The sequence below is a fragment of the Pseudomonas sp. TH08 genome (assembly GCF_016651275.1).
In the GTDB taxonomy this organism is placed as follows: Bacteria; Pseudomonadota; Gammaproteobacteria; order Pseudomonadales; family Pseudomonadaceae; genus Aquipseudomonas.
Window position 1 is genome coordinate 1539882 of the sequence record NZ_JAEKEE010000001.1, and the last position, 20050, is coordinate 1559931.

The window sequence follows — 20050 nt, forward strand, 5'->3', positions numbered from 1 at the left end:
CCCGAGCAAAAAAATTGTAGCCTGCGGTATTTCCCATAGGAGCTGCCGCAGGCCGCGATCTTTTGCTCTGGCCTCAGCGTTTATTCAAGCCGCGGGCGAGGCGATCCCCACCCAATTGAATCACCGCCACCAGCGCCACCAGCAATACAATCACCGTCAGCATGATCTGGCTGTCAAAGCGCTGGTAACCGTAGCGGTAGGCAATGTCGCCCAGACCACCGGCGCCAATCGCCCCGGCCATGGCCGATGAGTTGATCATCGTGACCAGCGTAATGGTGAACCCGCCGACAATGCCTGGCAGCGCTTCCGGCAGCAACACATGCCAGACGATGTGCCAGCGCCGGCAACCCATCGCCTGCGCAGCTTCGATCAAGCCATGATCAACTTCTCGCAGGCTCACTTCAGCAATCCGCGCGAAGAACGGCGTAGCCGCAATCGTCAGCGGCACCACTGCTGCCCAGACACCGTAAGTCGTGCCGACAATCAACCGGGTGAAGGGAATCAGCGCGACCATCAGAATCAGAAACGGGATCGAGCGGAACAGGTTGACGAAAGCGCCCAAGGCCCGGTTCAAAACCGGCGCTTGGTAGATCCCGCCCTTGTCGCTGGTGACCAGAATCACCGCCATGGGAATCCCCACCAGCAACGCGATCAACGACGACACGCCGACCATCAGAAAGGTGTCGATGAAACCTTGCAGCAAGCGATCAAACCACATAACCCAGCACCTCCACTCGTTGCGCCCATGGCCTGGCACGCTCGCGCAATTGCTCGGCGCTGAACGCTGAGCCGCTGACCGACAGCAACAGTTGCCCGAGCGCATGCCCCTGAATTCGTTCGACGCCGCCCTGCAGCAACTTCACCCGACCGCCGAGTGCTGCAAACAGTGCGGCCAGATCCGGCTCGTCGGCGGCAGCGCCGGTGAACTGCAAACGCAGGACCACGGCGGCTTCGGATGAGGGCGACTGCGTCTGCAAGCGGCTCTGCAGTTCTTCCGGCAATGCGTGTTGCAACGGCGCGAGCAAGGTCTGGCTGACCTCGTGTTGCGGATTGCCGAACACTTCCCAGACAGGGCCTTGTTCAACAACGCGACCATGCTCCAGCACCACGACGCGATCGCAGATGTCGCGAATCACCGCCATCTCATGAGTGATCAGCACGATGGTCAGGCCCAGGCGTTTGTTGATCTCGCGCAGCAGGCCGAGGATCGACTGTGTGGTTTCCGGGTCGAGCGCCGAGGTCGCCTCGTCGCAGAGCAAGATATCCGGGTCATGCACCAGCGCGCGGGCGATGCCGACACGCTGTTTCTGCCCGCCGGACAACTGCGCCGGATAGGCTTTGTGCTTGGCTTGCAGGCCCACCAGTTCGAGCAGTTCGCGAACCTTTTTCTCGCGTTGTTCTTTCGGTACGCCGGCTACCTTCAGCGGCAGCTCGACGTTCTGCCAAACCGTTTTCGCTGACATCAGATTGAAGTGCTGAAAGATCATGCCGATGCGCCGGCGCAGGGCAACCAGGCGATTCTCATCGAACTCGCCGATGTCCACCTGATCGATCAGCACGCGCCCTGAGTTCGGCTGTTCCAGACGATTGATCGTACGGATCAACGACGACTTGCCGGCGCCGCTACGGCCGATGATGCCGAACACCTCGCCACGCTGGATTGCCAGATCGATGCCTTGCAGCGCCGCGACCGGGCCTTGCCGGCCGTTGTAGGTTTTGCCCAAACCGATGAAGCGTACGTGGGCACGATTCAACTCAGGGTGAAGTTCGGTCTTCTCAGCATTGTGTGGCTCTGGAGTCTCCAGTCGCCGTTGGATCGCGGCCGTCATGTTCAGCTTTCCCAACCGGCCTGATACAGCTTGCCGTGGGCCTTATCCAGTGCGGCGCGAACGGCCGGCGAGTGTTGATAGATATCGACGAATTTGATCAGGCGCGGGTCGGTTTTGCTCTTCGGCTGGATGACGAACTGGATCACGTATTCCCTGTGGTCGAGACCGTCGAACAGCAGCGCCGAACCGGCATCGAAAGTCTTCGCCAGGCGAATGTAGGCCGGGTAACCCTGGACCAGATCGGCGTCGTCGTAGGCGCGCACCAGTTGCACGGCTTCGACTTGCAGGATTTTGATTTTCTTCGGGTTGGCGACGATGTCTTCTTCGCTGGCCTTGTAACCAACGCCCGGTTTCAGCGTAATCAAACCAGCCTTGGCCAGCAGTTGCAGACCACGGCCGCTGTTGATCGGGTCGTTGGCGATGGCGACGCTGGCGCCTTCCGGCAACTCGTCGAAGCTTTTGTATTTTTTCGAATAGAGGCCGACGTTGTTGATGATCCCCGGGGCGAACGGCACCAGGTCAAAACCCGAGGCGGCTTTGGCGTTTTCGAGGAAGGGGATGTGCTGGAAGTAGTTCACGTCGATGTCGCCGGCAGCGAGGCTGACGTTCGGCGCGATCCAGTCGGTGAACTCCACCAGTTCGACTTTCAGGCCTTGTTTGGAGGCCTCTTCGACGGCGGCTTCCAGCGGGATGGCGAACGCGGCGGTGGTGCCGATTTTCAGTGGGGCGTCAGCGGCGAAGATGGCCGTGCTGAACAGGCCGAGGGCCAGGGCCAGTGCTTTGACTGGGTGGGACAGGCGTTTTTTGGTCATGAGGGTTTTCCAGTCAGTGCATAAATTTGTGGTGTCTGTTCGGGCCTCTTCGCGAGCAGGCTCGCTCCCACAGGGGAAATGCATTCCAACTGTGGGAGCGAGCCTGCTCGCGAAGCTTTTAATGCCGGTACGAAGATCCGGTGTGTTGCTCGGGGAGCTGCGCCGCGCCGTGAAACAGCTTCTCGCGCAAGCTGCCGCTGTCATACGCCGTCTTGTACGACCCGCGTCGCTGCAACTCGGGAATCACCAGTTCAATAAAATCGACATAGCTTTCCGGGGTGACAATCCGCGTCAGGTTGAAGCCGTCCAGACCGGTTTCAGCGATCCACGATTCCAGCTCATCCGCCACTTGCTCCGGTGAACCGACCACGGTGATGTAGCGGCCACCGAGGGCGTGCTGGTCGAGCAATTTGCGCCGGGTCCAGTCATTGTTTTGCAGGTTCCTGGTGGCGGACTGGATGGCGTTGCTCTTCACGTACTGGATCGGTTCGTCGATCTCGTACTGGGAAAAGTCGATGCCGGTGGACGCCGAGAAATGCGCCACACCGGCCTCGGCACTGGCGTAGCTGAGGTATTCGGCGTGTTTGGCCCACGCCGCCTCTTCAGTGGCGCCGACGATGACGTTGAGGCCCATGAACACTTTGATGTCCTCGGGATTGCGCCCGGCTTCAACGGCGCTGGCGCGCACCTTGTCGACCTGAACCTTGGTCGACGGTTTGTTCTGGCCACTGATGAACACACACTCGGCATGACGTCCGGCGAACAGCAAACCACGTTCGGAACTGCCCGCTTGAAACAACACCGGCGTGCGCTGCGGTGACGGCTCGCAGAGGTGATAACCCTCGACCTGATAGAACTCGCCCTTGTGCTCGACCTTGTGCACTTTTTCCGGTTGGGCATAGAGGCGCTGTTCACGGTCATTGAGCACCGCGCCGTTTTCCCAACTGCCTTCCCAGAGTTTGTAGAGCACCTCCAGGTACTCATCGGCCTGGTCGTAGCGGCGGTCGTGCTCGACCTGTTCGCTGAGGCCCATGGCTTTGGCGGCGCTGTCGAGGTAGCCGGTGACAATGTTCCAGCCCACGCGACCACGGCTCAGATGATCGAGCGTCGACATGCGCCGGGCGAACAGATACGGCGGCTCATAAGTCAGGTTGGCGGTGAGGCCGAAACCGAGGTTTTTGGTGACGGCGGCCATGGCTGAAACCAGCAGCAGCGGATCGTTGACCGGCAACTGAATCGACTCTTTCAGCGTGACGTCGACCGAGTTCTGGTAGACGTCATACACCCCGACGATGTCGGCAATGAACAAGCCGTCGAACAGTCCGCGTTCCAGCAACTGCGCCAGTTCGGTCCAGTATTCAATGGTGTTGTAACGGGTGGAGGTATCGCGCGGATGCGTCCACAGGCCGTGGTTGATGTGGCCGATGCAGTTCATGTTGAACGCGTTGAGCAGGATCTTCTTTTTTACAGCGCTCATCAGATGGTCCCTCGCAACGGAGGATTTTCGCCGTTGAGGTAGTAATTGCCCACGGCGTGATACTTCCAGCGCACCGGGTCGTGCAGCGTGTGCACGCGGGCGTTGCGCCAATGACGGTCGAGGCCGTGTTCGATCAGCGTGGCCTGGCTGCCGGCAAGCTCGAACAGCGTGCTGCCGGCGGCCAGGGAAATTTCGGTGCTGATCGCACGTGCTTCGGCGACGGCAATCGAGGCCGCCGCAACGGTTTCGGCGTTGGTCTCGGCCTGGGCCTTGTCGAGGAATTCGCCGGCGCGTTCAAGCAAGGCTTCGGTGGCATGCAAGCGAATGCTCAGGTGCCCGAAGCTTTTCAGCGTCAGCGGATCCTCGGTGGCTTTGTCATTGCCGGAATCGATCCATGGACGGGTTTTGCTACGGACGAAATGCAAGGCATCTTCGTAAGCGGCGCGGGCGATGCCGGTGTCGATGGCCGCATGAAGGATCTGTGCCAACGGGCCGACAGGGGTCGGGCGCTCGAAGGCGCTTTGAAACGGCAGCACGTCTTCAGCCGCTACGTACACGTCTTCGAACACAACTGATCCGCTGCCGGTGGTGCGTTGGCCGAAGCCGCTCCAGTCGTCGATCACGGTCAGGCCTTTGCTGGTGCGCGGGACGAAAGCCAGTTGCTGCACACCGTTTTCATCCACCACAGAGGTCGGAATGCGCTGGGCGTAAATCGCACCGGTCGCGTAGAACTTGCGACCGTTGATGCGATAACCGTCACCCTCGCGTTTGAGGCTGGTGACGCGGTCATGGGCAGTTTTGGTGCCCAGTTCCGCCAGTGCATTGCCGAAGCGCTGGCCAGCGAGCACTTCGGCGTACAGCCGTTGCTTTTGTGCGTGGCTGCCGTTCACGCTCAGCACTTCCAGTGCGTAAAAATGGTTCTGCGGAATCTGCCCGAGCGAGCCGTCGGCCTGAGCGATCAGGGCGATGACTTTGGCCAGGGTCACGTTAGAGACGCCAGCGCCACCGTATTCCTTCGGCACGCTGATGCCCCACAGGCCCGAGCGGGAAAACACGTCGAGTTCCGGCAGTGGCAGGCGGCGTTCACGGTCGCGCAGGGCGCTGTCGCGTTTGAAATCTTCGGCCAGGTCGCTGGCGACAATCAGGGCTTGCTCATCGCTGGTGATGACCGCGACGTGATGGGAAAAAGTCATAGGTTTCTCCAGATGTCTGGTCGTCTCAGATCCAGGAATGGCGCGCAGGCAAAGTGCCGTTAAGGCGATAGGCGCCGACCGCGTGATATTTCCAGCGCACCGGGTCGTGCAGTGTGTGCACGCGGGCGTTGCGCCAGTGGCGGTCGAGATTGAATTCGGCGAGGGTCGCGCGGCTGCCGGCCAGTTCGAAAAGCTTTTCGCTGGCCAGCAGCGAGATTTCGGTGGTCAGCACTTTGGCTTCGGCCACGGCAATCGAGGCGCGGGCGGTTGACTCGGCGGTGAGCGGCGCGGCGTGCACCTGATCGAGCACTTGGCCAGCCTTGCGCAGCAACGCTTCGGCAGCGTGCAGTTCGATTTTCAGTTTGCCGATGTCGGCGATCACGTAGAGGTCATCGCTGGCGCGATCAACCTTGGCGTCGATCCAGGGGCGTGCGCGGGTTTTGACGAACTCGATGGCGTCATCGATGGCGCCTCGGGCGATGCCGGCGTCGATGGCTGCTTGAATCAGTTGCGACACCGCGCCCTGGGTATTCGGCGTTTCGTTGATCTTCCAGTTGTCGACGACCAGGCTCGCCTCGACGCGCACGTTGTTCAGCAGGATCGTGCCGCTGGCGGTGGTGCGCTGACCGAAGCCCGACCAGTCATCAACGATGCGCAAACCTGGTGTACCACGACGGACAAAGGCCAGCACTTGCTTGCCATCGTCGTTGAGCGCCTTCACGGCCACCCAATGCGCAAACAGAGCACCGGTGGAATAGAATTTCTGGCCGTTGATCACGTAATCGTCGCCATCGGCAGTGATCCGCGCTTTCAGCTCCAGGGTGTTTTTGGTGCCGCGTTCAGGCCCGGCATTGCCGATGCGCCAGCCTTCGAGAACGCTCTGGAACAGCTGTTTTTTCTGTTCTTCGGTGGCGCTGCCGAGCACCAGGTTGATGATGCCGAACTGGTTCTGCGGAATTTGCCCCAGCGCCGGGTCAGCCGCGGAAATGATCGCAAACACCTCGGCCAACGTGACGAATGAAACCTGCGGGCCACCGTATTCGCGCGGGATGGCAATGCTGCCTAAACCGCTGCGAGTGAACTGTTCTATTTCCGACCACGGCAACTTGCGCTGGCGGTCGCGCTTGGCGGCCTGCACACGGGCGACTTGCGCCAGCTCATGGGCGGCCTTGATGGCTTGTGCGTCGTTGCGCAAAACCTGCGCGGGCAACAACAACGGGGCGATGTCTAGATCAGACTGGACGTTTGCATCTGCCAGACTGGACATCAGTGCCGCTCCTTGGCTGCACGCAATGCCCTGGCGATCTGCACTGGGGTGATTGTGTTCCGGACCATACTGCCTACCTCACATCTCATGAAAAACGCCGCAAAAGTGCGGCGAAAGAAAGAATGTCCGGTGGTCCGGTTCATATACCCTAAACGTGTATAAATATTAAATAAACTAACTTTTAGGAATATGTATAGAAGGGGTGATGGTCTGGATGGTTAAGAATTCCAGGGGCGATAGAGATACTGTGGTGAGTCAGTATTGTGGTGAGGGGATTTATCCCCGATGGGGCGCGTAGCGTCCCGGAAAATAGGACTGCTGCGCAGTCCATCGGGGATAAATCCCCTCACCACAGAAGCTCATTTGCTACAGAAAGGGTATTTACTCCTTGTACGATTCAGCTGCCTTGAACATCGGCTTCAGCGGCACCTTCAAGTAAGGATTCACACAACCAATCCTCAGCGTTCTGGGCGGCGCCCAGCGTGAGTTATTGCCGACTCGGTCAATCACGCAATAGGTCACGTCCAGACGCAGATCTTCGCCCGCTTCGACAATCACCGCGGGGGGCACCCAGACCTGAATCGCCAACCCGACATCGGCTGCCGTGATCGGCGCCAGGTCCATGCGCACGTCACCCCAGCGCAGGGTGATGGCGTCGTCTACGGCCATGTTCGGATAGGGTTCGATGGTCAGCGGCACGCCGCGTTTGATCTGGTTCGGATTCACGCCCTGGCGGCGAATGGTGTCGGGAATCGTCACCGGCGCCAGTTGCTGATTTTCATCCTCGCACAGCGCTGAAGGTTGCCCGCCGGGGCAGTCGAGTTTGACCTGCACGCGCGTCGCCGCCGACAGCGCCGGGCCATGACCGACCTGCATCACCCGGTAGTGAATACGTGCCGAACCGCTGATGACGAAGCTTTCCGGCACCCGCAGGCTGACCGCGTTGTCCACATCTTCGGCCGTCAGGACATGGGAGGCGACGTAGCAGTTGTTCCAGAACAACTCGATCAGATCCCCCGAGTCCATGCCGAAATAGGGCTGCACGTCGACCAGCAGATGCGCTGCCGCTGCCAGGTTGATGCCGGTTTTTTGCGCTGGCGCCAAAGTCGGCGCTGCGAGTTCGAGGGTATGCGAAGTGCGAGTCATCGGTTTCTCTCCTTGAAGCGTTGCAACGAAGTCCGTTTCTGAAAAAACAAATGGCGTGAATTAACAGGCAATAAAGTTGGGAACTTGTGTTCATGTTTAATGCGCGTTGATTTGGATTGGGTAACGCCTGCTGGCGACTAGATAAGAGTGTGAGGAGAGGGGTGTCAATAGACGGTGTTAGTTAATCCGTGAATTACCGGTTAATCAGAAAGTTCCTACAATGCTGAGGCCGTATGCCTAGGCTGTATAGCGAATGAGGCTACGAATCTCGAGGGTTTTTGCTGGTTTTTCCACGAGGTTATTCGCAACCAGTCACTCGTCATGCGATGTCTGTCAGACACGTGTTATCTGTTGCAGAACATATATGGGTACAGCGCGATTGATGTTTATTTGTAGGTGTTTATAAGAAGGGGTGAAGGCAGGGTAAAGATAACTTCCATCCGTGGAAGTTGGCAGGCGGTATATTTGAAAGTTCTCAGGCGTGATTCAGAAACTTGCTGAGAAACTGTTGTGTACGCTCTTCTTTCGGGTTGGCAAACAGCGCCTTGGCCTCACCTTGCTCGACGATCACACCCTTGTCGAAAAACACCACACGGTTGGCCACATCACGGGCGAAACCCATTTCGTGGGTGACGATGACCATGGTGCGTTTTTCTTCGGCGAGGCCACGGATGGTCGCCAGCACTTCGCCAACCAGTTCCGGGTCGAGGGCCGAAGTCGGTTCGTCGAACAGAATCACTTCCGGCTCCATCGCCAGCGCCCGGGCAATCGCCACACGCTGTTGCTGACCACCGGAGAGCCTACGCGGATAGGCGTCTTCTTTACCGGCAAGTCCGACCTTGGCCAACAGCTTCATACCCAGGGCAGTGGCTTTTTCACGCGGCATCTTCTTGACCACGATCGGGCCTTCGATGACGTTTTCCAACGCCGTGCGATGGGGGAACAGGTTGAAGTTCTGGAACACAAAGCCCACATGCTGGCGCAAATTGCGCACCAGACTCTGCTGCTGGTTCAGCGGGCGGCTGGTATCAATTTCGATATCGCCGACCTTGATCCGGCCGCTGGTGGGTTGCTCAAGGAAATTCAGGCAACGCAGGAACGTCGTTTTCCCCGAACCGCTGGGGCCGATGATCGCGACCACTTCGCCTTCCTTGACCTCAAGATCGATGCCGTTGAGCACGACTTGATTCTTGAATTGCTTGGTCAGTTTTTCCACGACAATCATCGCGTCAGGACTCCTGGTCGTGCCGATTGACCCGCTCTTCCAACTTGTTCTGGAAGTGCGAAAGCACCGTGGCCAGAATCCAGTAGATCAGCGCGGCGGCAAGATACATGGTGAAGACTTCGAAAGTCCGGGCGGTAATCAGCTGTGCCTGGCGGAACAGTTCCGGCACCTGAATGGTGGCGGCCAGTGCCGTGTCCTTGACCAGTGAAATAAAGCTGTTGCCCAGCGGCGGCAAGGCCGTGCGCATCGCCTGCGGCAGGATGGCCCGGCGCAGGGTCTGCGCGCGGGTCATGCCGATGCTCGCAGCGGCTTCCCACTGACCACGTTCGATCGAACCGATCGCGGCGCGGAGGATTTCACAGGCGTAAGCGGCCATGTTCAGCGAGAAGCCGATCAGCGCAGCTGGCAGTGGATCAAGCTCGATTCCCAGTTGCGGGAAGCCGTAATAGATCACGAACAGCTGCACCAGTAACGGTGTCCCGCGAAAGAACGACACGTAGACACGCGCCAGCCAGCTCACTGATTTGAAGCGCGACAGGCGCATCAACGCCAGGCCGAAGCCCAGCAGCAAGCCGAAGAACATCCCGCCGAGGCTGAGGACCACCGTGAAATACGCGCCCTTGAGCAGGAAGGGCGCGGAGTCCAGTGCGAGTTGGAAAGCTTCTTCCATTATTTAGTGACGTCTGCGTTGAAGTACTTCGTGGACAGCTTCTCAAGAGTACCGTCGGCACGCAGTTCGTCGAGCGCCTTGTTCAGGGCTGCCAGCAGTTCAGGCTCGCCTTTGCGCACGGCGATACCGGATTCCTGACGCGAGAAGGCTTCACCGGCAGCGACGGTTTTCGGCGCTTTCTTGGCGTACTCAAGCGCGGCCAGACGGTCGATCAGGATGGCGTCGGTGCGGCCGTTGTTGAGGTCGGCGAATTTGGTCGGATCATCATCGTAGGTGCGCACGTCAGCGCCCGGCACGTTGGCGCGAACCCATTGTTCGTAGTTGGTGCCCAGGCCGACACCGACTTTCTTGCCGGACAGGTCATTGGCGGTCTTGATGTTCAGCGCGGCTTCTTTGCTCTTCAGCACCAACGCCTGAATCCCGGAGACCGTGTACGGTTCGGAGAAGTCATACTTCTTCTTGCGCTCGTCGGAGATGGTCACTTGGTTGACTACAACGTCCAGACGCTTGGATTCCAGCGCAGCGAGAATGCCGTCCCACTTGGTCGGCTGAATCTTGGCTTTGACACCGAGTTTTTGCGCCAACGCTTCGGAGAGCTCGACTTCGAAGCCGGACAGTTTGCCGTCGGCATCGACGAAGCTGAACGGTGGGTAAGTGCCTTCCAGGCCGACGTTGATAACGCCTTTGTCCTTGATCTGTTGCAGCTGCTCACCGGCCACTGCCTGGCCAATCAGACCAGCGCTCAGCGCCAGGCCCAGCGAACCGACCAGCAGATTGCGACGTAGTGCGGAAAAATTCATGACGAGCCCCTGTGTTTTCTTATGGAAGACGCTGAAGGAAAGTGGACGAATGGGTGATTCGTGCGACTGCGTTATCGTGCCCTAAAGCAGCTTATGCGTCTTGCGCGAAATTCGCCTGCGGCGAGACTATAAGATGTCTGCTTTAGACTTGAAAATACTAAATTTATGATCTTTTAGTGTTTTTTGGAATATGTCGATGTTCCATTGTGGCGAGGGGATTTATCCCCGTTCGGCTGCGCAGCAGTCGCAAGATCATTCAACTGTGCAATCGCTGGAATAAAGAGGGGCCGCTTCGCGACCCAACGGGGATAAATCCCCTCGCCACGGGATCTCTGCAGTCAGGAGGATCAGCTGGTGAGTGAATCCTTGTAGGCAAACAACGCTGGCGCGCCGCCGGTGTGCAGGAAGATGATCGGGCCTTCATTGAAGCGCTGACGGCCGATGCCGTCGAGCAAACCCGCCATCGCCTTGCCGGTGTAGACCGGATCGAGCAACAGCGCTTCCTGACTCGCCAATAGCTTCACTGCCGCCAGTGTTCCGGCATTCGGTTCGCCATAACGCGGGCCAAAGTATTCATCCCATAGTTCGACTTTGAAACTGGCCGGCAGCTGCACACCCAGCAGTTCCGCCGTGCGTTCGGCCAGGCCCTGCACCTTCGGCCGCTGATCTTCTTCACTGCGCGAAACCGTCACGCCAATCACCGGCAATTGCGGCAGCACTTCGCTCAACGCCAATGCCAGACCGCTGTGCGTCCCGGCACTGCCCGAGGCCAGCACCACGGCGGCGAAATCGAGTCCGGTGTCCTTGATCTGCTCGGCCAGTTCCAGGCCAGCGCGCACGTATCCCAGCGCCCCGAGTGCATTGGAACCACCGATCGGCACCAGGTACGGTTTCTTGCCGTTGCTGCGCAGGCGCACGGCGAGGGCCGCCAGTTGCTCATCGGCGTTATCGAGGTTGTCGACCAGCTCGACCTTGGTGTCGAACAGATCCAGCAGCAGGCGGTTGCCGTTGCCGGTGTAATCACTGTCGTCAGTGCCCAGCGGATTTTCCAGCAGCGCCACGCAGCCGAGGCCGAGTTTGGCGGCGAGCGCGGCGGTCTGGCGTACGTGGTTCGATTGCAGTGCACCGGCAGTGATCAGCGTATCGGCGCCTTGCGCCAGGGCGTCGGCGGCGAGGTATTCGAGTTTGCGCAGCTTGTTGCCGCCCATGGCCAGTGGCGTCAGGTCATCGCGCTTGATGTACACGTCGCGACCGAGCCAGGTGGACAGGCGCTCGAGTTTTTCCAGAGGGGTAGGGTGGCCGAGCAGGTCGAGGCGGTTAAAGCGGTCCAGCTGTTGTTTGATCATGAGTCCGTACTGGCGGAGGAAGATGAAAGGACTATAGGCACGCGCTTTTGCAGGGGCAACCGTGAATCGCTTATAGCCAAATGGACTGAACCCAGCACTATCGGTTCTTAATTCGCCCTCGCAGGCATGCCGTAAAGTGGTCGCCGTTGACGCGGCCAGACAGTCCGGCCGCCCGTGAGGAGTCTTTACCGTGAGCGAACGTTCCAGCCATTGGCAATTGCAGACCATCGTCAGCCAGCTGCGCAGCGCGCGGGATCAGTGGCGGGCACAGAACGGCCGGGCGTCCGGCGAGCAGGGTGGTCGCGAGTTGCCGTCGCGGGCGGCGATGGCGGAGATTCTTGAAGCGCTGTGCGGCGCGTTGTTCCCGATGCGCCTGGGCCCGGTGGATCTGCGCGAAGAAAGTGAAGACTTCTACGTCGGCCATACCCTTGATGTGGCGTTGAACGCATTGCTCGCGCAAACGCGACTGGAACTGCGTTACGTCGCCCGCCACAGCGCGCAGGCCGACAGCGAAGTCGAGTCCCGTGCGATTCAGATCGTTCAGGATTTTGCCCTGGCGTTGCCGGGCCTGCGCACACTGCTCGACACCGATGTGCTGGCCGCTTATCACGGCGACCCGGCGGCGCGCAGTGTCGATGAAGTGTTGTTGTGCTATCCGGGAATTCTGGCGGTGATTCACCATCGTCTGGCGCACCATTTGTATCGCGCCGGGCTGCCGTTGCTGGCACGGATCAGCGCTGAAATTGCGCATTCGGCGACCGGCATCGATATCCATCCGGGCGCGCAGATCGGCCGCAGTTTCTTCATCGATCACGGCACGGGCGTGGTGATTGGCGAGACCGCGATCATTGGCGAGCGGGTGCGGATTTATCAGGCGGTGACGTTGGGTGCCAAGCGCTTTCCGGCGGATGAGGACGGCCAGTTGCAGAAGGGCCATCCACGCCATCCGATTGTCGAGGATGACGTGGTGATTTATGCCGGGGCGACGATTCTTGGGCGGATTACCATTGGCAAGGGTTCGACCATCGGCGGCAACGTGTGGCTGACGCGCAGTGTGCCGGCGGGGTGCAACCTGACTCAGGCCAATCTGCAACATGATGACGGGACGCAGAAGTAATCTCTGACATTGCGTTGCGGCATCTGACCTCTTCGCGAGCAGGCTCGCTCCCACAATGGTTTGTGCTCGACACACGTTCCCAGTGGGAGCGAGCCTGCTCGCGAATGGAAGGCCGCATCGAGATAATGGCAATCAGCCAATTCTGCAGTGAACGAATGCTCCCAAACCCACGTCATACCCCTCCTTGAGCTAGCGTTGGATAACTACCGCCCAGCCCTGCGATTAGTCCTTGGCGCCCTATCCATGTTTAACTTGAACGTTCATTCAAGTTAAACCGGTGGTTCGCTGCCCGCTCACAACAGGAGGCTTGCCTTTGCTGAGTCCGATCATTTCAGCCACGTTTCAACCCCTTGAGGTGCACGTTTCATGAGTGCATCGTCTACCCCCGCCAGCGGTCTGGTGCGCATGAATCCGCCGGTGTTCTATTTCGCCGCGACGGTCATTCTGCTGTTTGGTCTCGTTGTCATCGCCATGCCTGAACAGGCCGGCGCCTGGCTGCTGGAAGCGCAAAACTGGGCGGCCAATACGGTCGGCTGGTACTACATGCTCGCGATGACGCTGTATCTGGTCTTCGTGGTGGTCACCGCCTTATCCGGCTACGGCAAGATAAAACTCGGTGCCGACCACGACGAGCCCGAATTCAGTTACCTGTCCTGGGCCGGCATGCTGTTCGCCGCCGGGATCAGCATCACGCTGTTCTTCTTCTGCGTGTCCGAACCGCTGACCCACATGCTCCAGCCGCCGCAAGGCGAAGCGGGCACAGCGGACGCGGCGCGTCAGGCGATGCAGATTCTGTTTCTGCATTGGGGCCTGCATGGCTGGGGCGTGTTCGCCTTCGTCGGCATGGCGCTGGCCTATTTCGCTTACCGCCACAACCTGCCGCTGGCGCTGCGTTCGGCGCTGTATCCGCTGATTGGCAAACGCATCAACGGTCCCATCGGTTATGCGGTGGACGGCTTCGGCATCATCGCCACGGTGTTCGGTCTCGGTGCCGACATGGGCTTTGGCGTGTTGCACCTCAACTCCGGTCTCGACTACCTGTTCGGCATCGCGCACACCCAGTGGATTCAGGTTGGCCTGATCACGCTGATGATGGGCGCGGCGATCATCGTCGCCGTCTCCGGTGTCGATAAGGGCGTGCGGGTGATGTCCGACATCAACATGCTGCTGGCCTGCGCGCTGTTGCTGTTCGTGTTGTTCGCCGGGCCTACCCAGCACCTGCTCAATACCCTGATCCAGAACATCGGCGATTACCTCGGTGCCTTGCCGATGAAGAGCTTCGACCTCTACGCCTACGACAAACCGAGCGACTGGCTCGGCGGCTGGACAGTGTTCTACTGGGCCTGGTGGATCGCCTGGTCGCCGTTTGTGGGGCTGTTCATCGCACGAATTTCCCGTGGCCGCACCATCCGTGAATTCGTTTTCGGCGTGCTGTTGATCCCGCTCGGTTTCACCCTCGCGTGGATGTCGATCTTCGGCAACAGCGCATTGGATCAAGTGCTCAACCACGGCATGAGCGCCCTGGGCATGTCGGCCATCGACAACCCGTCGATGAGCATTTACCTGTTGCTGGAAACCTACCCGTGGAGCAAAACCGTCATTGCCGTGACGGTATTTATCAGCTTCGTGTTCTTCGTCACTTCTGCCGACTCTGGCACCGTGGTGCTCTCGACCTTGTCGGCCAAGGGTGGCAACCCGGACGAAGACGGGCCGAAATGGCTGCGGGTATTCTGGGGTGCGATGACCGCGCTGATCACCAGTGCGCTGTTGTTCTCCGGGAGCATCGACGCGTTGAAGTCGGCGGTGGTGCTGACCTCGTTGCCGTTCTCGCTGATTCTGTTGCTGATGATGTGGGGGCTGCACAAGGCGTTCTATCTGGAGTCGCAGAAGCAGATCGCGCAGTTGCATTCGCTGGCGCCGGTCTCCGGTTCGCGGCGCGGCACGGGCGGCTGGCGACAACGGTTGAGCCAGGCCGTGCACTTCCCGTCGCGTGACGAGGTGTACCGATTCATGGACACCACGGTGCGTCCGGCGATTGAAGAAGTGACGGCGGTATTTGTCGAGAAGGGCCTGAACGTGGTCACCCAGCCGGATCCGACGCACGACAACGTCAGCCTCGAAATCGGCCACGGCGAGCAGCATCCGTTCATCTACCAAGTGCAGATGCGCGGCTACTTCACGCCGTCGTTCGCGCGGGGCGGTATGGGTTCCAAGCAACTCAACAACCGCCGCTATTACCGCGCCGAAGTGCACCTGAGCGAGGGCAGTCAGGACTACGATCTGGTCGGCTACACCAAAGAGCAGATCATCAACGACATCCTCGACCAGTACGAACGGCACATGCAGTTCCTGCATCTGGTGCGTTGATCGCAAGCTGGGCGCCGGGCCTTTTCAGGACTCGGCGCTCAGCACCATGAACAACACCATCGCTGCCATCGGCACACCGAACACCGCACTGCCAATCGCTATTTCCGAACCCAGCGGCTGGCCCGCGTGCACCACGCCTACAGCGCCATTAATCACCGTCAACGCCAGCCACAGGGCGGCGAAGCCGTAGGCCATGGTCTGGCGGCTGAAGCCGATGCGCTCGCCGATGTAGAGCATCAGGGCGAGCAGAACCAGGCCGAAGAAGATGATGATGGCGGTGTGCATGGTGGGTTCTGCCTGGTGAAGGATTGCCTGAAGGATCGCTTTCGCGAGCAGGCTCGCTCCTACAGTGGATCTCGGCTGGACATAAATTTTATGTACACAGGAAATCCCTGTGGGAGCGAGCCTGCTCGCGATAGGGCCAACTCGGTGTCCTTTAGAGCATAGCCAATCCAGCCCCGCCACAGCACGTCGGGCTTCTCTATTGGACACATTTTGAGACTTCTACAGAATGTTTGGCCAGAAACGTGTTTCGCTTGCTGGCCCCCGCCTGCCGTTGATCTAACCCATAACCGAGTGCTGGTTCAGTGAGCTAGTATTTATCTTAGTGTGTATTGTGTGTATCAAAGGCGCTTGCGACTTCTAGAGTAAATGGCTCTAGCGGTCGAACAAGGCGAAGGACATGCGCAGTCGGGAAATGATCAGGATGATCGAGGACGATGGCTGGTTTCTGGTGGCGGTGAAAGGCAGCCACCACCAATACAAGCATCCGTTCAAGCAGGGACGAGTGACGATCAAACATCCTGACTCCGATCTGCCCAAGGGCACGATCAACAGTATTTTGAAACAGGCGGGCTTGAAATGAGGCCCGTTATTGGAAACGAAGGCCGTTTTATGGGCCTGTCAGAGGAAGGACTCACTCATATGAAATTCCCGGTCGTTCTGCACAAGGATGCCGACTCAGACTACGGAGTGATTATCCCGGATGTCCCGGGCTGCTTCTCCGCAGGTGCTACCGTCGCAGATGCTTTTGAAAACACTCAGGAAGCGTTGGCGCTTCACTATGAGGGGTTGGTCGCCGACGGCGCGCCGTTGCCTCAAGTACGGGACATTGATGCGCATCTTGATAACCCGGATTACGCCGGAGGAATCTGGGGTGTGGTCGATTTTGATATCACCCCTTATTTCGGCAAGTCAGTGCGTTTTAACGCCACGTTGCCTGAACAGTTGCTTGAGCGTATCGATCAGACAGTCCGACGTGACCAGCGCTATCGATCCCGCTCCGGTTTTCTCGCGGCGGCCGCCTTGCGCGAATTGTCGGTATAGCGACGTCAGGTGCTCTCGCGCTCGATGACTTGGCACTGCAGCTGATTAAGTCGTTGCACCTCCTCGGTCGGCAGCACGCCAAGGCTTTCCAGCACCCGTGTCGCGGCCAGCACGCCGATCTCCAGTGCCGGTGGCTTGATCGTGCTCAGGCTCGGCAACAGCATCTCGGCGAACGGGTAATCGCCGAAGCCGAGGACGGCGCAGTCTTCGGGGATTTTGATGCCTGCGCGTTGTCCAGCGAGCAGGCCGCCGGCGGCGAGGTTGTCGTTGGCGAAGATGATTGCGTCTGGGCGTGGTGAGGCGTTCATCAACGCCTCCATGGCTTGTTTACCTGCTTCGAAAGGGGCGCGGTCAGCATCCGGGGCGAACACCCAGGATTGCATTCCAAATGCTCGGACAGTCGCGGCATAACCGTCGCGACGCTCCAGTGCACTGAAATCTCCGGGTGCGCTGTTCTGCACGAAAGCGATACGCCGATAGCCCTTGTCGTGCAGATATCGAGCGGCGCTGACACCCACTTCAAAATGCGAAAAACCAATCTGCATCGGCTCGCGATCCGGCTGGTAATCCCAGGTTTCAATGACCGGAACGTCCGCCTCGGCGATCATCTTTTCCGTGCCTGCACTGTGAAAGTGGCTGGTCAATACCAGCGCGGCCGGAGACCAACCGAGAAACGCGCGCACTGCGTTTTCTTCCTGTTCGGTGCTGAAGTAACTCGACGCCAGCAATAGCTGATAGCCATGGCGGCTGAGGGTGTCGCTGAAGCCTTGAATCGTGTTGGCGAAGATTGGCCCGGAGATGTTCGGGATGACCATGCCGACGATTTTTCCCCGTGCCGAAGCCAAACCGCCAGCCACCAGATTCGGCACGTAACCCAACTCGGCGACCACCGCGGCAATCCGCTCGCGACGCTCAGGCGAAACCTGCTCGGGCTGATTGAAATAGCGCGACACGGTAATCGCCGAAACCCCGGCCTGGCGCGCGACGGCATTCAGGGTCACGCGTCCGGCACCACGGCGTTTGCGGGGTTTTTCTTCGCTCAAGGCTTGATCCTTTTTAAAAACCAAATCGTATATAAAAGTAATTTTTCAGTATTGGACGGTCTATGTGCGGCTTGCCGATACTGGCGATGTTAGCGCTAACAAAGCGCGTTGTCTGCTACTCGCTCGAGCGAATGCCCAAGACACCGATTCAGGCGCTGTCGTCGTAGAACGGCAGCGGTTCAGGGCCAAATTCGAGCAGGCATCACATGCACAATATTCCTGGGGCGACACACAAACTGGCGCAATCGATTCGCGCTGCGGGCTGGCTATTCACCGGATTGGCGGCGCTGCCGCTGGCCGACGTTTCTGCCGCTGATAGCGCTGATCAGGAGCCGACACTCAAGTCCGTGACGGTCACCGCTACTCGCCGCGAAGAGTCGCTGCAAAAAGTGCCGGTGGCGGTCTCGGTGATCGACGGCGAGCAGCTTGAGCGCGATAACCGCAATGGCGTGGCGAGCATCGTCCAGCAGGTGCCATCGTTGAATTTCCGCACAGGTGCATCGAACAAGGACACTTCGTTGTTCGTGCGTGGCGTCGGCACCATTTCGACCTCGCCCGGCGTCGAGCCGACGGTGGCCACAGTGATCGACGGTGTGGTTTACGCCCGTCCCGGTCAGGCCACGCTGGACCTGCTGGACCTTGAGCGCGTCGAAGTGCTGCGTGGCCCGCAAGGCACGCTGTTCGGCAAGAACGCATCGGCCGGTGTGCTCAATATCACCAGCAAGGCACCGACCGCCGAGACCCACGGCTACATCGATCAGTCGTACTACAGCGGCAACGAAAGCCGTACCCGTTTCGGCATTGGCGGCAGCCTGATTCCGGACACGCTGAAGGGCTCGATCAGCACCCTGTTCGGCACCTACGACGGTAATGTCGACAACAAACACAACGGTCAGGAGGTCAACGGTTACAACCATCGCGGTGTGCGCGGCAAGCTCGAATTCACCCCGAACGACGACGTGACGTTCACCCTGATCGCTGACTACATGCAGTCCCACGATGACGGCCCCAACGGCGTTGTCAGCAAGTCACTGACGCCAGCGTTTGCCAACGCGCTGAGCCCGGTAGGCGCGACCAGCCACAACCGCGACATCAACACCGACACCCGCTCTCACGTCGAGGACATCAACAAAGGTTTGTCCGGCCAGCTCGACTGGCAATTGGGCGATTACACGCTGACGTCGATCACCGCGTGGCGTGGCTGGGACAACACCCAATATCAGGACGGCGACCGTCTCGGCACGGTGACGGCGGCGTTCCCCGGCACGGCGGACAAGGGCGATCTGGCGTTCGATCAGTATTCGCAAGAGTTGCGCCTGGCCTCGCCGAAAGGCGAGTTCCTCGAATACGTCGGTGGCCTCTTCTATATGCACGGCAAGGACGAAGAGACCTATCAGCGCACACTGACCACCACCACGCGCACCGACCGCGGCGTTGCCGACTACAGCACCACCAGCGACAGTTATGCGGTGTTCGGTGAGAGCACGCTGAACTTCACTTCGGACTTTCGCGGCATCGCCGGGTTGCGCTACACCCATGACGATCTGGAATACGATCACCGCCGAGTCTCCACTTCAGCGACCACGGTCAGCGGCATTCAGCCAGCGACCAGCAGTTCCGGTTCGGTGGACGAAGACGGCTGGTCCGGCCGTCTCGGGTTGCAGTACGACCTGAGTGACGCGGTCACCACCTACCTGACCTATTCGCGCGGCTACAAAGGCCCCGCCTACAACGTGTTCTTCAACATGCAGCCGCGCGATACCGAAGCGCTGAAACCAGAAACCTCGAACACTTGGGAGGCAGGCATCAAAGCGACGACCTGGAACAGTCGCCTGACCACCAACCTCGCGGTTTTCCACAGCGACTACGACAACTATCAGGCTAATTTCTTCGACACCGTCGCCGGCCAGGTGGTGACGCGTCTGATCAACGCCGGCAGCGTCAGCACCGAAGGCGTCGAGCTCGATTACGCCTTGCAGGCCACCCAGCAACTGAAGTTCTCCGGCGCACTGGCCTACACCCGCGCCCGCATCGACGAATTCGCCTGCCCGGCGGGGGCGGCGGCGTCGTGCAACGTCAACGGCAAGCCACTGCCCTTCAGCCCGGACTGGAAAAGCTACGTGCGTGCCGACTACACCATCCCGTTGGACAACGGTCTGGATATCGAACTTGGCACCGACTACAGCTGGCAGAGCGAAGTGCAGTACGACATCAGTCAGAACGTCGACACCAAGCAAGGCGCCTACGGCATCTGGAATGCCAGCGTGGCTTTGGCCGATTACAGCAACGGTTGGCGCGTGGCGCTGCTCGCCAAGAACCTCACCGACAAGTCTTACTCACCGGTACTCGCCAGCGGTGGCAATTACATCTATCGCGCAGTGCCACGGGATGACGAGCGCTACTTCGGCGTGCAACTGCGCAAGGATTTCTGA

Annotated in this window: 18 protein-coding genes; 5 read left to right on the forward strand and 13 right to left on the reverse strand. The window is 59.5% G+C overall.

The features are described 5' to 3' along the window. Positions 1–73 precede the first annotated feature (73 nt). The 11 genes from JFT91_RS07150 to JFT91_RS07200 all read right to left on the reverse strand — a co-directional run bounded on the left by JFT91_RS07150 (position 74) and on the right by JFT91_RS07200 (position 11765). A complete protein-coding gene (locus JFT91_RS07150; protein ID WP_064116958.1) occupies positions 74–718 on the reverse strand; it encodes a methionine ABC transporter permease in 645 nt (214 codons plus the stop codon). After that, entirely contained in the window at positions 708–1829 is a 1122-nt protein-coding gene (locus JFT91_RS07155; RefSeq protein WP_201231938.1) for a methionine ABC transporter ATP-binding protein, read from the reverse strand. Before JFT91_RS07155 ends, JFT91_RS07150 begins: the two co-directional genes overlap by 11 nt. A gap of 2 nt (positions 1830–1831) precedes the next feature. After that, positions 1832–2641, reverse strand: a complete 810-nt coding sequence (locus JFT91_RS07160; protein ID WP_201231940.1) for a MetQ/NlpA family ABC transporter substrate-binding protein — start codon at positions 2639–2641, stop codon at positions 1832–1834. A 118-nt stretch (positions 2642–2759) separates the two neighbouring features. Beyond that, a complete protein-coding gene (locus tag JFT91_RS07165; protein WP_201229841.1) occupies positions 2760–4118 on the reverse strand; it encodes an LLM class flavin-dependent oxidoreductase in 1359 nt (452 codons plus the stop codon). Further along, positions 4118–5311 carry an SfnB family sulfur acquisition oxidoreductase gene (locus JFT91_RS07170; protein ID WP_201231942.1) on the reverse strand — a complete coding sequence of 398 codons (1194 nt, stop codon included), beginning with the start codon at positions 5309–5311 and terminating at the stop codon, positions 4118–4120. Before JFT91_RS07170 ends, JFT91_RS07165 begins: the two co-directional genes overlap by 1 nt. 25 nt (positions 5312–5336) lie before the next feature. After that, positions 5337–6578, reverse strand: a complete 1242-nt coding sequence (locus tag JFT91_RS07175; protein WP_201231944.1) for an SfnB family sulfur acquisition oxidoreductase — start codon at positions 6576–6578, stop codon at positions 5337–5339. Positions 6579–6959: 381 nt separating this feature from the next. After that, a complete protein-coding gene (locus JFT91_RS07180) occupies positions 6960–7724 on the reverse strand; it encodes a hypothetical protein (RefSeq protein ID WP_201231945.1) in 765 nt (254 codons plus the stop codon). A 475-nt stretch (positions 7725–8199) separates the two neighbouring features. After that, a complete protein-coding gene (gene tcyN / locus JFT91_RS07185; RefSeq protein WP_201229848.1) occupies positions 8200–8949 on the reverse strand; it encodes an L-cystine ABC transporter ATP-binding protein TcyN in 750 nt (249 codons plus the stop codon). A 4-nt stretch (positions 8950–8953) separates the two neighbouring features. Next, positions 8954–9619, reverse strand: coding sequence for a cystine ABC transporter permease (gene tcyL, locus JFT91_RS07190; protein WP_201231947.1), 666 nt, complete (start codon positions 9617–9619; stop codon positions 8954–8956). Next, entirely contained in the window at positions 9619–10419 is an 801-nt protein-coding gene (gene tcyJ / locus JFT91_RS07195) for a cystine ABC transporter substrate-binding protein (protein WP_201229849.1), read from the reverse strand. Before tcyJ ends, tcyL begins: the two co-directional genes overlap by 1 nt. A gap of 347 nt (positions 10420–10766) precedes the next feature. Continuing rightward, on the reverse strand, positions 10767–11765 hold the full coding sequence (locus tag JFT91_RS07200) for a D-cysteine desulfhydrase (RefSeq protein WP_201231949.1): 999 nt from the start codon (positions 11763–11765) through the stop codon (positions 10767–10769). A 190-nt stretch (positions 11766–11955) separates the two neighbouring features. Here JFT91_RS07200 and epsC point away from each other — a divergent pair, with 190 nt between their 5' ends. Continuing rightward, entirely contained in the window at positions 11956–12882 is a 927-nt protein-coding gene (gene epsC, locus JFT91_RS07205; RefSeq protein WP_201229851.1) for a serine O-acetyltransferase EpsC, read from the forward strand. 405 nt (positions 12883–13287) lie between these two features. Continuing rightward, positions 13288–15249 carry a choline transporter BetT gene (gene betT / locus JFT91_RS07210; RefSeq protein WP_201230640.1) on the forward strand — a complete coding sequence of 654 codons (1962 nt, stop codon included), beginning with the start codon at positions 13288–13290 and terminating at the stop codon, positions 15247–15249. Between the two features lie 24 nt (positions 15250–15273). Here the strand turns inward: betT and JFT91_RS07215 are convergent, their stop codons facing one another. Beyond that, a complete protein-coding gene (locus JFT91_RS07215; protein ID WP_034151866.1) occupies positions 15274–15534 on the reverse strand; it encodes a hypothetical protein in 261 nt (86 codons plus the stop codon). 397 nt (positions 15535–15931) lie between these two features. On the opposite strand from JFT91_RS07215, the gene JFT91_RS07220 reads away from it, so the two are divergent. Next, positions 15932–16114, forward strand: a complete 183-nt coding sequence (locus tag JFT91_RS07220; protein WP_201231950.1) for a type II toxin-antitoxin system HicA family toxin — start codon at positions 15932–15934, stop codon at positions 16112–16114. After that, positions 16111–16575, forward strand: a complete 465-nt coding sequence (locus tag JFT91_RS07225; protein WP_518524856.1) for a type II toxin-antitoxin system HicB family antitoxin — start codon at positions 16111–16113, stop codon at positions 16573–16575. Before JFT91_RS07220 ends, JFT91_RS07225 begins: the two co-directional genes overlap by 4 nt. Positions 16576–16580: 5 nt before the next feature. On the opposite strand, the gene JFT91_RS07230 is transcribed toward JFT91_RS07225, so the two are convergent. Beyond that, complete coding sequence (locus JFT91_RS07230; RefSeq protein WP_201199694.1) at positions 16581–17618, reverse strand: LacI family DNA-binding transcriptional regulator; 1038 nt, start codon at positions 17616–17618, stop codon at positions 16581–16583. 206 nt (positions 17619–17824) lie between these two features. Between JFT91_RS07230 and JFT91_RS07235 the strand changes: the two genes are divergently transcribed. Further along, positions 17825–20050, forward strand: coding sequence for a TonB-dependent receptor (locus JFT91_RS07235; protein ID WP_201199696.1), 2226 nt, complete (start codon positions 17825–17827; stop codon positions 20048–20050).